11 protein-coding genes are annotated in these 13373 nt (G+C 48.7%); all 11 read right to left on the bottom strand.

Features of this window, described 5'->3' with window-relative positions; all coding sequences use genetic code 11:
• Positions 1-6 precede the first annotated feature (6 nt).
• The 11 genes from rsxC to C0977_RS03980 all read right to left on the bottom strand — a co-directional run bounded on the left by rsxC (position 7) and on the right by C0977_RS03980 (position 13317).
• A complete protein-coding gene (gene rsxC, locus C0977_RS04025) occupies positions 7-1344 on the bottom strand; it encodes an electron transport complex subunit RsxC (RefSeq protein ID WP_023054661.1) in 1338 nt (445 codons plus the stop codon).
• A gap of 668 nt (positions 1345-2012) precedes the next feature.
• Positions 2013-3629 (bottom strand): CTP synthase, encoded by a 1617-nt coding sequence (locus tag C0977_RS04020; RefSeq protein ID WP_023054621.1) that lies wholly within the window; start codon positions 3627-3629, stop codon positions 2013-2015.
• A gap of 65 nt (positions 3630-3694) precedes the next feature.
• Positions 3695-5359 (bottom strand): arginine--tRNA ligase, encoded by a 1665-nt coding sequence (gene argS, locus C0977_RS04015; RefSeq protein WP_101912523.1) that lies wholly within the window; start codon positions 5357-5359, stop codon positions 3695-3697.
• A complete protein-coding gene (locus C0977_RS04010; RefSeq protein WP_023054595.1) occupies positions 5359-5787 on the bottom strand; it encodes a DUF1934 domain-containing protein in 429 nt (142 codons plus the stop codon). Before C0977_RS04010 ends, argS begins: the two co-directional genes overlap by 1 nt.
• Positions 5788-5863: 76 nt before the next feature.
• Positions 5864-6595 (bottom strand): TIGR03915 family putative DNA repair protein, encoded by a 732-nt coding sequence (locus tag C0977_RS04005; RefSeq protein WP_101912522.1) that lies wholly within the window; start codon positions 6593-6595, stop codon positions 5864-5866.
• A complete protein-coding gene (locus tag C0977_RS04000; RefSeq protein ID WP_101912521.1) occupies positions 6592-7854 on the bottom strand; it encodes a putative DNA modification/repair radical SAM protein in 1263 nt (420 codons plus the stop codon). The genes C0977_RS04005 and C0977_RS04000 overlap by 4 nt, the downstream gene beginning before the upstream one ends.
• 196 nt (positions 7855-8050) lie before the next feature.
• Positions 8051-8209 (bottom strand): hypothetical protein, encoded by a 159-nt coding sequence (locus C0977_RS10830; RefSeq protein ID WP_023054647.1) that lies wholly within the window; start codon positions 8207-8209, stop codon positions 8051-8053.
• Between the two features lie 104 nt (positions 8210-8313).
• On the bottom strand, positions 8314-9549 hold the full coding sequence (locus C0977_RS03995; protein WP_101912520.1) for an FprA family A-type flavoprotein: 1236 nt from the start codon (positions 9547-9549) through the stop codon (positions 8314-8316).
• 119 nt (positions 9550-9668) lie between these two features.
• Positions 9669-10916 carry a hypothetical protein gene (locus C0977_RS03990; protein WP_023054610.1) on the bottom strand — a complete coding sequence of 416 codons (1248 nt, stop codon included), beginning with the start codon at positions 10914-10916 and terminating at the stop codon, positions 9669-9671.
• Between the two features lie 23 nt (positions 10917-10939).
• Positions 10940-11599: a hypothetical protein gene (locus C0977_RS03985; protein ID WP_234987567.1), complete on the bottom strand. Its 660-nt coding sequence runs from the start codon at positions 11597-11599 to the stop codon at positions 10940-10942.
• Positions 11599-13317, bottom strand: coding sequence for a DUF2157 domain-containing protein (locus C0977_RS03980; RefSeq protein WP_159459031.1), 1719 nt, complete (start codon positions 13315-13317; stop codon positions 11599-11601). The genes C0977_RS03985 and C0977_RS03980 overlap by 1 nt, the downstream gene beginning before the upstream one ends.
• Positions 13318-13373: the final 56 nt, after the last annotated feature.

The following is a 13373-nucleotide window of genomic DNA, read 5'->3' as shown; positions in this document are numbered from 1 at the left end:
TATGACTTAGGCCTTGGCTTCCGCTTTGGCTTTTTCTGCTTGCTGCATAGCTTTCACTTGCGATTTCGCATTGCGGATATACTGTACGATGTTCCGTTTAGCCGGACAAGTAAATACGCAACTGCCGCATTCCACGCAATTCATGACACCGTATTCCATACATTTGTCCCACGCCTGGCAAGCAGAGAAAATACTTAATTGGCTGGGAATCAGCCCCATCGGACAGGCATCGACGCAACGTCCGCAACGAATGCAGGGATCTTCGACGCCAACCTGACATTTTTCAGGAGACAAAGCAACGATACCGGAAGCGCCTTTAGTGATGGGAACATCAAGCTGATATTGCGCCAATCCCATCATCGGGCCGCCGCCGATAACGCGATCCGGTTGCTTGGAAAAGCCGCCGCAGTAATCTAACGCATATTGGAACGGGGTCCCGATGCGAAGGAGCAGATTCTTCGGTTCGGCAATGCAATCTCCAGTCACCGTCGTAACACGTTCAATAAAGGGAATGCCATGACAAACGGCATCGGTAATAGCACAGACCGTGCCGACATTACTGACGACGCAGCCGACATTCATCGGCAAACCGCCCGGTTCGACTTCTCTTCCCGTAACGGCTTTAATCAGCATTTTTTCCGCGCCTTGCGGATATTTCGTCGGCAAAGCTTCAACGCTGACTTCAGGAATATCTTTAAAGGCTTCTTCCATAACCTTTACGGCGTCCATTTTATTATCTTCAATGCCGATGAACCCCTTGGTAACTCCTAACGCCTTCATGCAGATCTGCACGCCTGTAGCCAATTTATCCGCCCATTCGAGCATGGCACGATAATCGGCAGTTAAATACGGTTCACATTCGGCAGCGTTGACGATAAAGGTGTCAACAGGCTTATTCGGTGTCAATTTAACGTGCGCCGGGAACGTCGCACCGCCGCAACCAACAACACCGGCAGCCTTAATCAAGTCAATAATTTCCTTGCCGTCAAGCTGTTTCCAGTCATGTTCAGCAGGAAGACCTTCGACCCATTCGTCTTTTCCATCCGCTTTAATGACGACCGCCATACATGTAACCATCATGTTATGCGGCATAGGGGCTACCTTGACAACGTCACCGGAAGTCGAAGCGTGAATATCAGCGTGCAAAAATGCATCGCTGGTCCCTATGAGCTGCCCTTTCTTAACGTGGTCGCCAACCTTGACTGTCGGAGTACAAGGTGCACCAAAGTGCTGACTCATCGGGATGACTACTTGTTCCGGTACTGCCGGGGCTTCTATTGCTTTGTCCTTTGCATAGATTTTCCCATCGTCAGGATGGACCCCACCGATAAAGCTTTTCATCATCAAAAATCACCTCATTAATCTATTTAATGAAAATAATAAAAACAGTAAGCAATAACTCTGACGGAACTTACAACATGAGTCCGCTATAAAAAGCGTCCGTCTCTGAAACGAATCCGACACCTACGTTTCTTCCATTGTATCCCGTCAAGCGCTTATCCATCTGCCGGCGAAGACACGCCCCTTGCTTTTCAGGTTTTTGGATAAGAAAAAAGGTTTTTCGCTTATCCAAGCTGTCTTCTTCCATTCAATGTATACGCAAAAAGGGCCGATATGTACATAAAGGCACCCTTTCAGTCGTACCCATTATATCATTATATGTTTCAATATTCAATGTGAAAATTATCGCAAGCTAATCGTTTTAGCATAATTGATTCGCATTGTTTTTCAAGGATAATCAAAAGGCATACGCTGATCATATATAAATAATAATACACTCTTTCAGTATAAGTTTCTTCTTGCAAAGCACCGGCATATCCTCATCAACTGTGTTTCTTTCATGCTTATTTATTTGCAGGCAAACTTTAAGTTACCTCTGTAAAAAGAGAATTTTCTTTATAATTTAATATTCTGAGAGTTGCTGTTATTTTTTTCACATAATATCGTCAAAAAATCATAAAAAGGAGGCATTCTGTATACAGAATGCCTCCTTTTGCGAGTATCAGCTGTATTTACCGGCGTTCTTCTTTTCCCTTCAAAGCCGCATTGATCAAGCCGCGGAAAAGCGGATGCGCCTTTGTCGGACGCGACTTAAATTCAGGGTGAAACTGACAGCCCACAAACCAGGGATGATCGGGAATTTCAATAATTTCCACCAACCGATCATCCGGCGACGTACCGGAAAGAACCAATCCGGCAGCCGTTAATTCCGGACGGTATTTATTATTAAATTCCCAACGGTGACGATGACGTTCATAAATCAGCTTATCTCCATACACTTCATATGTCTTTGTTCCTTCCGAAAGTTTACAGGGATACACACCTAAACGCATTGTGCCGCCCTTATCGGAAATATCCACCTGATCGGGCATCAAATCAATGACCGGATAGGCGGCCGTTTCATTGAATTCCGAAGAGGTAGCGCCGTCCATACCGCACACGTGGCGGGCAAATTCCATAACGGCGCACTGCATGCCGAGACAAAGGCCCAAAAACGGCAGCTTATGCTCACGAGCGTATTGAATCGCGCGGACTTTGCCTTCAATACCGCGATTACCGAAACCGCCGGGAACAACGATCCCGTCAATATCCTTAAAGACATCTGCCATGGAAAGCGCCGGATTTTCCAAATATTCCGAATCAATCCAATGAATATTGACCTTTGCCTTATAAGCGATTCCCGCATGGCTCAACGCTTCGGCTACGCTCAAATAGGCGTCATGCAGAGCCACGTATTTTCCGACCAGCGCAATATCTACTTCTTTTTCCGTGTGGTAAATATCGTAAACCATCTTTTTCCAGTCATCCATGTCGCACGGCTTATCAGGCAGCGCCAGTTTATCCAGAACGATCTTATCCATGCCTTCTTCGGCCAACAACAGGGGAACCTCATAAATACTGTCAAGCGTCTTGTTTTGAATAACCGCATCTTTGTCAATATCACAGAAAAGAGCTAATTTTTCTTTCATCTCTTCTGAAAGCGGTTTCTCCGTACGGCAGACAATAATATCCGGTTGAATTCCAATGCTGCGCAGCTCTTTGACACTATGCTGCGTCGGTTTCGTTTTCAATTCTCCGGCCGCACCGATATAAGGAACAAGGGTGACGTGAATATACAGGACATCGTTACGTCCCACATCTTTGCGGATCTGCCGAATGGCCTCGAGAAAGGGCAGACTTTCAATATCACCGACGGTTCCTCCTATTTCGGTAATGACGACGTCGGCATTGTCTTCATCTCCTACACGGTAAACACGGTTTTTAATTTCATTGGTAATATGGGGAATAACCTGGACGGTATGTCCCAAATAATCACCGCGACGCTCCTTTTGCAGCACGGACCAGTATATCTTCCCCGTTGTGACATTGGAATTCTTGCCTAAATTGATATCGATAAACCGTTCATAATGCCCCAAATCCAGATCTGTTTCCGTGCCGTCATCGGTGACGAAGACTTCGCCATGCTGATACGGACTCATCGTTCCCGGGTCCACATTGATATAAGGATCGAATTTCTGAATCGTCACTTTAAACCCGCGGTTTTTCAGCAGCCGTCCTAACGCGGCCGCCGTAATCCCCTTGCCTAGTGAAGAGACAACGCCACCTGTTACAAATATATATTTAGCCATTTTTCCTCCCTGTCGAGCCGCCGCTCACAAAAAACATTACTTCATCCGGTCATTGCCTTGTTCCGCTACATTTCCTTCGGCGCGGAAATGCCGAGAACCGCCAGACTGTTAGCGATCGTAATCCGGACTGCCGTAATCAGTGCTAACCTCGCCTTTTCCAGTTCTTTGTCGGATTGAATGATATGACACTGGTTATAGAAGGTGTGAAACAGTCCTGCCAGTTCATGAACAAAATGAGCAAGACGATGCGGTTCTCTGTTGACAGCAGCCTTTTGGATCTCTTCGGGGAACGCCGTCATTTTCTTAATCAACGCCAATTCCGGTTCTTCACAGAGCCGGCTCCAATCGACATCATCCCATGTATCCGGTACGGTGCCGCCTTTTTCCTCGATTTGCCTATACACGCTGTATATCCGGGCATGTGCGTACTGAATATAGTAAACGGGGTTTTCATTACTCCGCGACGTCGCCAGGTCAAGATCAAAATCAAGTTGCGTGTCGAGGGAGCGCATGATAAAGAAATACCGAGCCGCATCGGTGCCGACTTCTTCAATCAATTCGTTCAAGGTGATTGCCTGTCCCGTCCGTTTCGACATCTTAACGACTTCACCGTTGCGGAAAAGGCTCACCATTTGCAACAGCAAAATTTCCAACCGCTGCGGATCATACCCGAGCGCCGCCATGGCAGCCTTGACGCGCGCCACATAGCCGTGATGATCGGCCCCCCAAATATTGATCAATGAATGAAAGCCGCGATCATATTTATTCTTGTGATAAGCGATGTCGGCAGCCAAATATGTCGGTACACCGTTATCGCGGATGACGACGCGATCCTTGTCATCACCGTAAGCAGTCGAACGCAACCATAACGCGCCGTCTTGTTCATAGACCTTACCGTCCCGCTTTAAAACGGCACATGCCGCTTCAATCGCCTGCGGATGCAGCGTCCGTTCGCTGAACCAACGGTCATAGTGCACATTAAAATGTTCCAAGTCACGTTTCAAGGCCTTCAGCTTTTCAGCATAAGCCCGATCTTTGAACAGTTCCAGCCTTGTCGCCTCATCCATCTCGAGATAAGCGGCGCCGTCCTGATCAATAATCGCCTGTGCCGTATCAATAATATCCTGTCCATGATAGCCGTTCTCGGGAATTTCCGCTTCTTTGCCGAGCAGTTGCAAATACCGGGCGTTGACGGATGCAGCCAGATTATTCATTTGATTGCCGGCGTCATTGATGTAGTATTCCGCTTCAACCCGGTAGCCGGCGGCGCGCAATAAATTTACCAACGCACTGCCGTATGCGGCACCGCGGCCGTGACCGACATGGAGAGGCCCCGTCGGATTCGCGCTGACATATTCCACCTGCACCGTATCGTCAGCGCGCAGCGGCGCTTGACCATAGGCCGATCCGGACGCCAGAATGCCTTTCAACGCGTCGTATAAAACCGTATGATTCAGAAAAAAATTAATAAAACCGGCACCGGCCACTTCCGCTTTATTCAGCCAAGAATACTCCATATGGGAAATAATCGTGTTTGCAATATCGCGCGGCGACCGTCTCGCAATGCGCGCCGACTGCATGGCAATGTTGCTGGCAAAATCCCCGAATTCCTTCTGCGGCGGAACTTCCAGCAAAACAGCAGGATAATCGCCGTCCGGCAATTCCCCGTTCCGGACAGCTTCTTGCAAAGCCGTCTGAATTCCCCGCGTCAACAGTTCTTTTAATTCCATTACGATTTATCCTCCCGCACTGTAATCGTTACCTGATTATAATTCGCCCCGACACCTTCAATCGTGACATCAAAACCGAGACGGATCGTGCCGACTCCGTCCCGCAAAGCGACATCACATTCATACGTTTTCATCGTCACACCCATGATACCGACCGGAGTCTCATAAGTAGAACGGCTCTCCCTGCCGACAGCATACTCCTGCCGCTGCTTGAGACTTCCCAAGCGCAGCAGACAAACCGTACCGTCTTCAGGAATTTTGATAACCGTCGTAACGCCGGCCATGCCGGTAATTTCACTCTCTTCGTAAACAATATATTGCGCCCGGTCTTTAGCATAGAATTTCCCTTCCGAAACAAGCTCTAACGTGATCTCTTCGCCGTTCTCATTTCGTTGAATGCTCTCTACCGTCACCAAAACAGGTTTCACGCTATTCTACCTTTCCTCATAACAATCTAATGGTACTATTATATAACAACTGATAGGAAAAATAAACCGAAAAAAATCACTTCATTTCAATCAGATCGGGCCAATATTTATAAGGCATAAAAGAGCGCCGCAACAATTCATTGCGGCGTTCTTCAATCGCCGCGGTACGGTAATACCGTTGCCACAAGCTTTGCCAGCAAAGTTCTTCCGCCGCCAGATCAGGAGACCGTGAGCAGGGAATTTCAACGATAGCCGTCTCATGTTGTTCATACAACACGCCAACGCCGCGACGACGATCGTGGATAATCCAACGCTCTTCGGGAAAACGGCGTATGAAATGCGGCGCCAAAAGAGGGACGACGGCGGCAGTCGGCGCAACAGGTCCATAGAGCATCCCGTCCGACAATTTCTGAAAACGAAGAAGTCCCAAAAGTTTATGTCGTTCATTCCCCGTCTTTTGCGCCCACAACCGCGTCTGCCAAATCAGCTCGTCACTCAAGTGCCGTCGCCAGGTCTGCCGCCAAGTAAAGAGCCGGCGGATATAATACAATAATACGGGCTCCCGTTCAGCCGTTTCCGCCAAAAAAGCGTAATACAGAAAGTGCACCGCCTCCTTACCGCAAGACGCCTTCAGCCCCTGCAGAACGCGAACCGCTTTACCCGCATCGGTGCCGACTTCCTTCTCCTGCCCGAATAAAGAGCGCTCTGCATCGCTATGGATATGGGCGACATGCCGTATCCCGTCATGATAAGCATCAAAAACAGCGGTGAGAAAGCCGAAAAAAGTTCCGTCATAATGATAATTCACGAGGCACCTCCCGTTTCATCGAAAAGACTCACGGCTTCGTAAGCCTGAGAGGCTTCTTGCAGCAATAAGCGTTGGCGAACGGTCTCGAGGCGGTAAACGCCGCCATAATACTTACCTCGGCAGGTAATAAAATATTTTGCACGCTTAAAAATGATTCCGAACCGGCGCAGCGAATCATAAGAGAGCCATGCCGAACGGCGCGCCGCACAAATGCGGCGCGCCGAGAGAACGCCGATACCGGGCACGCGAAGCAGCATGTGATAAGACGCTTTATTGATCTCTACAGGAAAGCATTCGGGGTGCCGCAAAGCCCAGCAGGTCTTCGGATCAAGGCGAGTGTCAAAATCGGGTAACGCTTCCGATAATATTTCATCGGCACGAAACTGATAGAAACGCAGTAGCCAATCAGCCTGATAAAGACGGTGTTCCCGTAAGAGGGGCGGCCGGGACGGAGCCGGTAACCGCGGATCCGTTACAGCCGGCACATAAGCGGAATAGTAGACCCGCTTCAACGACATCCGCCTATATAGGGCTTCAGACAACTGCAGAATCGTGCGATCACTGTCCGCCGTCGCGCCGACGATAAGCTGCGTCGTCTGTCCCGCCGGCACAAATGCCGGAACCTTTTTACTATGCTTTCGTTCCTCAGCCCGTTCCGCCGATCGCCGCTTCACTTCCCGCATCGGCACTAAGATCGTCTCTTTTGTCTTTTGCGGGGCAAGAAGCTTCAATCCGGCGGCAGAAGGCAATTCGATATTAATGCTCAGGCGATCAACGTACGAGCCGAGCCTGCTGATCAATTCCGGCGCCGTACCGGGAATTCCCTTCATGTGAACATAGCCGTTAAAACTATATTCATCTCGTAAGATACGCGCCGTTTCAATCAGCAATTCCGTTGTATAATCGGGCGAACGCCAGACGCCGGAGCTGAGAAACAGCCCTTCAATATAATTACGGCGATAAAACTGAATCGTCAACATCGCAATTTCGGCCGGCGAAAAAGCGGTCCGTTCCGTATCGCGACTGCAACGATTCACACAATAAACGCAATCATATATACAATGATTGGTCATTAATACCTTTAATAAGGAAATGCACCTGCCATCTGCCGACCACGAATGACAAATTCCGGATATGGCCCCATTCCCGATGCCGCCTGTCGTATTTTTTCGGGAACTGCCACTGGACGAACAGGAGGCATCATATTTTGCGGCATCGCTGAGCAACGCCAACTTCTTCTGCATCGTATCCCAGTCCATGATTCTACCTCTCTTTTTTTTCTATCATAGCACAGCGTCGCGCCTCTTTCAAACATTTGTTCGCCCTTAGCACCCAAAAAACACCCTGCAGCAAGCTGCAGGGCATTTCTTCTTCATAAGTCGTTTTACCTTCAAAGGACGTGTTTCGAAACAACGCCGTTCACGATAACTGCAACGTCTCTCCTGTTTCCTACCGCTACAGTCCGAGGCCTTCTTTCAACTTGGCAAAAATTTTTTCTTCCTCTTCCGTCATGGGGCGTCCTAAGTCCAGATTCAATTCTTCTCCTGTATTCCTGACTTCACTTTCCTTATGAGCATCGCCGCTCTTGGCCGTATTATCACGGATGATCATCATATCGCCTCCTCAACATTCCGTTTCCTTATTATAACATTGCCGGCAACAATCGAAAAGGCTGTCCGTAATATAGAAAGACTGCCCTAAAGGGCAGTCTTTCTATATTATACCAAGGTATCCGGGTCGGGATATGCTTTGTAATCTTCGGAAATTTCATCAGCCATAGACTCAATAACACATTCTTCATTGTCCTGGAGCGACGACCTCATATCAATCGTTGTCGGGAAAAGTTCACAATTCTTGAAAACGTTTTCGACATAGTTCATCATTTCCTTATGCGCCACAGAACGCCAGCTATGACAACCCAATACTGCGATTTTTCGATTCTGGAAGAGAAGCGTGCTCATATCATGCAGCAAATTTTCCATAGGCAGGTACAGGTTCAAATTATATGTCGGCGCAGCCAGCACCAGATGACTGTATTCCCACGCCTTGGCCGAAATAAAAGACGGATGGGTTTTGGATACGTCATAGAGATGAATGTTCCGCACGCCCCGTTCGCTCAATTTCTGCGCCAAGACATTCACGGCACGGGCCGTATTTCCGTAAATTGACGCAAAAGCAATGAGAACGCCTTTTTTCTCCGGCTGATACTGAGCCCAATGAAGGTATTTATCAATAATATACTTAATCGTTTCAGGAGTGCGGAAAACGAGTCCGTGAATAGGGCAAAGGCAATCAATTTGCAAAGCCGCAGCTTTTTTCAGCACATTCATGACCTGAACGCCATATTTTCCGACAATATTTACATAGTAACGGCGGGCCGGATCAAGGTAATATTCATCAAAATCGACTTGATCGGCAAAGATGTTGCCGACAGTACCGAACATACCGAAAGCATCGGCCGTAAACAAAAATTTATCTGTCAGATCGTAGGACATGAACACTTCAGGCCAATGAACCATCGGCGCCTTGATAAATTGAAGAACATGCTTACCCAGCTTTAATTGGTCGCCGTCTTTGATCGGTATGTAGTTATCCGGCATAGGATGACGATAGAACTGTTCAAAGAGTTGAAAAGTCTGGGCTTGACCGATGATCTTGACATCGGGATATTTTTCAATCAACGCCAGCGCAGAACTCGCATGATCCGGCTCCATGTGTTGAATGACAAAATAGTCCAACTTTCTCCCGTGCAGCAAGTATTCCACATTTTCCAAAAACTCGTCGCGGCAGCTTTTATCCATTGAATCGAGAAGACAAGTCTTCTCATCGTCGATAAAATACGTAATATAGGAAACACCTTCCGGAATCGGCAGAACCCGTTCAAACATTTGGGTGCCGAAATCGTTGCAGCCTACCCAATAAATACCGTTTTTAATTTCTTGTACACAATGCATGCTTCCAAATACCTCCTCTGTAATATCTACACGACATCTGCTACGTTACCTGATACCCGCTTTTTTTATTGTATCATCTTTTTTTTAATTTGTTAATATGAAACCAACGTTACGCCAGACTATTTTTCTTTTCCCTTTGCCGGCTGCGTTGTGTCATTGCCGCTCGAGTTGTCATCGGTATCACGGCTGCCGCTCTGATCATTCGAACCGGCGGACTTGCTGCGATTCGTCACCTTCGGCTGTACCTTCTTCTCCACTTTCTTGACGTCCTTTGAAGCGATCGTATTCGCCTCATCCACAATACGCTGCACCAATTCTTCCAGCGCCCCGCTGTCTGCTTCGGAAATCTTACCTTGATTATCCTGTAAAAGAGCTCGCGCCTGATCGGCCAACGAAGCCGCTTCGTTCCGCGCTTCGGCACGACTGAGCTTCCCTGCTTCATAGCGCCGATTCAGCTCCCGCAACGACGCCGACAGTTCCAGTGACTTACTCCGTACCTTGGACATGGTGATTTCCTTTTCGCGCTGCCGCTGTGATTCTTCTTCCTTCGCTTTTCGTTCTTCTTCCTGCTGCAATCGTTTCTCTTCTTCCTGTTGCTGTGCCACTGACTGCAAAGTCGACGACGTAATATGCGTACCGGCATAATAATCATACGCCATGTACCCTAAAATGAATACCGGCACCAAGAGCAAAAAGATCTCCACCGTCCGCATGCGCGACGCCTGCTTCCAGCTGATCATGTTCCGACGGCGGTGTTCCATCACCAATACGATACAAACAAACAATATAATGAAAAATAAAAGGCCGTAAATCGTTAACTTATGCCAAACCGTTGCCTGCAACTGAAGCCGGGCATTTTGAGTATTACTAAGTTTCCACGTATAGGTACTGCTCTGCTGATCACTAGTCGTACTGTTACTCTTTACCTGCGCACCGGAAGGAAAAGAAACGCTGTATTCCAGATCGCTGCCGTCTTCCGCCGTCGGCCGTCCCAGTTGGAGCCGACTCATGCTGCTATCGGTATACAGATAATCAATGTAATACATCGTACAAATCAAACCGTCGTGCGTTCTGTGAACGATTTTGTCAATAGAGCTGCGGTTCGCATTTTCCGTCGTAATCGTTTTCATGGCGCGAAAGCCTTCTCCGTTGCTGTTGCTGTAATCCATGATCATATAATCACGTTTTTGAAAATCATCAGCATCATCGCGCAGCGCTTTCTGCCCGCTGTCGCTGTCGGAAACTTTCAAAATATCCTGCGTTTCACTGCCGTCATCATGGATAATCGTCTGTGCCCGAAAGCCGGACAACAGCAGAAAAGCCAGGATTAATACAAACGACACCGCTATCTGCCAAGATCTCTTCATATACGCTATCACCTCCTCACCAGTTAAGATTCGTCCTGCGGCGGTACCATGCCGGGTTCGACAATGCGAATCTGCTGCCCTTTACTCTGAGCCGGCTGCTTACCGCGCCGCGTCGCTTCGACGGCTGCTCCGCTGCTGCATGATTCCAACGGCACACCGTTGACATACACCCCTTCGACAACGCCTTTGCCGCGCTTGATGCGGATGCTGGCAATAACACTGTCGGACGCGTTAATATCATAGATGCCGTCGCGCTTATCTGCAGCTATGCGATAGCGATCGAAAGGAACTTGAAACTGAATCGTGCTGCCGTCAAAGGCAACAGCCGTCGCTTCCATATAATCAGCATTACGTTGAGACGGTTTAGACGCGGAAGCGCCTTGTATCTCCATCAAGCCGGCCGCATCCCGGGAAATGGTGACATAAATCGTCTGCCCTTCTGCCGGCGGCACGTCGTCAAGCCATGCCGTCGTATCCTCAGGAAAGATGACATGAATATAGTCGGTACCGAACGGTCCCGTTTCCAGGCGCGGTAAGCACCGCCACTGATAGGGAATTCCGTCAACGGAAATATTATAATAACGCCAACTGAAATAAAAAAGCATTCCCATTTGCACGATGACGACGAAAAGGCAGAGCCCCAGCATGACCGTGCGATTGAAGAATTCCGTTACTCCTTTCATTATCGTCGCTCTCCTTCCTGCGACCACGGTGAATGACTGAACACCTTTTCCCGCTTCGGCGCAACGCCGCTATTCGTCCAAGGCGACGTTGCACCGCCAGCCGGTGTTGCCGCGGAAGATGCGCTCCACGGCGATGGTTCGGCCTTTTTCCGTTCATCCCGTGAGCTGCTTTGCGAAAAAACACCTGAACCGCCTGCGGGAATATCTTCGGGAGAATGAAATACGGGTTCTACAAAAAGAGAACTTTCTGTTTTTCTCGGTATTACCGTGTCGACAGCCGTCATGTTTACCGAAGCCCCATCATCCAATTGCATCCAAGACGGCGCTTCCTCTTGCGTCGCTGACACGCCCGTTTCTCCATCCCGCTCATGTACGGCAGCCCGTTTCTTTTCTTTTCGCACAGACGTAACCGTTTTCGTCACATTCAACGAACGCCCGCTCTTTCCTTTTTTCCGCATCAGCCGTCTTCCTTGAATAAACAAAAGAAATAATACGGCCGCAGTTACAACAAGTACGGCCGGTGAAAATACACCGCCTGCCGAAATTGCGCAGACTAAAAGGACCAATACGATGATGCCGAAGCGAAGATGCCCCAGATGGCCCGGTTTCAAGCCTTGAAGAAGCTCATATCCTCCGATAAAAATCGCATATACCGCGGACAGCAACAACGGCAGCGACGAATAAATGCCGCTGCGCACCAATAGTGTCTCGCCGCCTAAAAGCAGCGGAATCACGACATATAACAGCGGGCTCCAAAGAACCTTTTTCACCTCTTTGGCCAACAACCCGATCATTACGGCAAAAAGAGCCAACACCATTGCCGTCATTGTCCAATGAAACCCTTCAATGGCGGCAATGCCGTTCCAAACAGGGGGCAAACAAGAAAGCAGCAACGATCCGGCGGCGGCAAAACGCCCGAACCAACGAAACGGCACCCCGTACGCTTTGTGAATATCGATAGAATATCCAATAAGCATCATAGTCACAGCCAGCGACGCTAACAGCAAAAAGGGAATATATTCTTCCGTTATCATCGCTATGCCGAATGACGTATACAGTGTAATAGTCATGAGCCAAGAGAAAACGGAAAGACGCAGTTCATCCCCTTGCTTCATAAAAACGCCATAAAGCGGCAGCGGCAAAAGCAACAGAAACCACATAAACCCGACGCCGCCAGGTGCATCGACAAAGCCACTTAGAGAAACCCACGCCAATACGGACAGACAATACACCAATACCCCTGCCGCCGCGCGAAGCAAATACACGGCAGGCAGTCCCAAAACAGCGCAAAGGGCTATGTATGACGGTGCATCCCAACCCACATAAAACGTTTGCTTAACGATTGCAAAGGCTACAAAAAGAAACAGGTAATGGACGACGGAACCGATTTCTCCCCGCAGAGCCCCCTGTTGTCCCTGCAGCAGCAGAACCGCCGCTCCGACCTGCGATAACGCCAAAAGAACGGCCGCCAGTACCAAGCGGATGCCCGGTGTGAAATGAGCCCAAAACTCGGCAATGGCCCATGCCCCGATCACGCCGGCCAAAAGAATGCTGATGATCCCGATGATAACATGTAAAGAAAGAGCCATGCCAACCATCGGTTGAATCTCTTCCATCATTTGATGGCGAAGCTGCTTTTCTCCTTCAGATGTAAGCCAGCCACGGGAAGCCCATTCCTCAATGCGACGTTCCGATCGTGCTTTCTGTTTATTCGTCATGATGCCATACCCTCCAGGCAAATAAACCGTCTCCATAATTTCCAAAAATTTATACA

It is taken from the genome of Megasphaera vaginalis (ex Bordigoni et al. 2020), from assembly GCF_900240295.1.
In the GTDB taxonomy this organism is placed as follows: Bacteria; Bacillota; Negativicutes; order Veillonellales; family Megasphaeraceae; genus Megasphaera; species Megasphaera vaginalis.
The sequence above is the reverse complement of the archived record's forward strand: the minus strand, read 5'-3'. Positions and strand labels throughout refer to the sequence as shown.

Excerpts from the sequence above, each read along its gene's own strand:
- C0977_RS04020 (WP_023054621.1), bottom strand. The coding sequence starts at position 3,629 with ATGGCTAAATATATATTTGTAACAGGTGGCGTTGTCTCTTCACTAGGC.
- C0977_RS04000 (WP_101912521.1), bottom strand. The coding sequence starts at position 7,854 with ATGGACTGGGATACGATGCAGAAGAAGTTGGCGTTGCTCAGCGATGCC.
- C0977_RS03985 (WP_234987567.1), bottom strand. The coding sequence starts at position 11,599 with ATGAAAGGAGTAACGGAATTCTTCAATCGCACGGTCATGCTGGGGCTC.
- argS (WP_101912523.1), bottom strand. The coding sequence starts at position 5,359 with ATGGAATTAAAAGAACTGTTGACGCGGGGAATTCAGACGGCTTTGCAA.
- C0977_RS03990 (WP_023054610.1), bottom strand. The coding sequence starts at position 10,916 with ATGAAGAGATCTTGGCAGATAGCGGTGTCGTTTGTATTAATCCTGGCT.
- C0977_RS10830 (WP_023054647.1), bottom strand. The coding sequence starts at position 8,209 with ATGATGATCATCCGTGATAATACGGCCAAGAGCGGCGATGCTCATAAG.
- C0977_RS03995 (WP_101912520.1), bottom strand. The coding sequence starts at position 9,549 with ATGCATTGTGTACAAGAAATTAAAAACGGTATTTATTGGGTAGGCTGC.
- C0977_RS03980 (WP_159459031.1), bottom strand. The coding sequence starts at position 13,317 with ATGACGAATAAACAGAAAGCACGATCGGAACGTCGCATTGAGGAATGG.
- rsxC (WP_023054661.1), bottom strand. The coding sequence starts at position 1,344 with ATGATGAAAAGCTTTATCGGTGGGGTCCATCCTGACGATGGGAAAATC.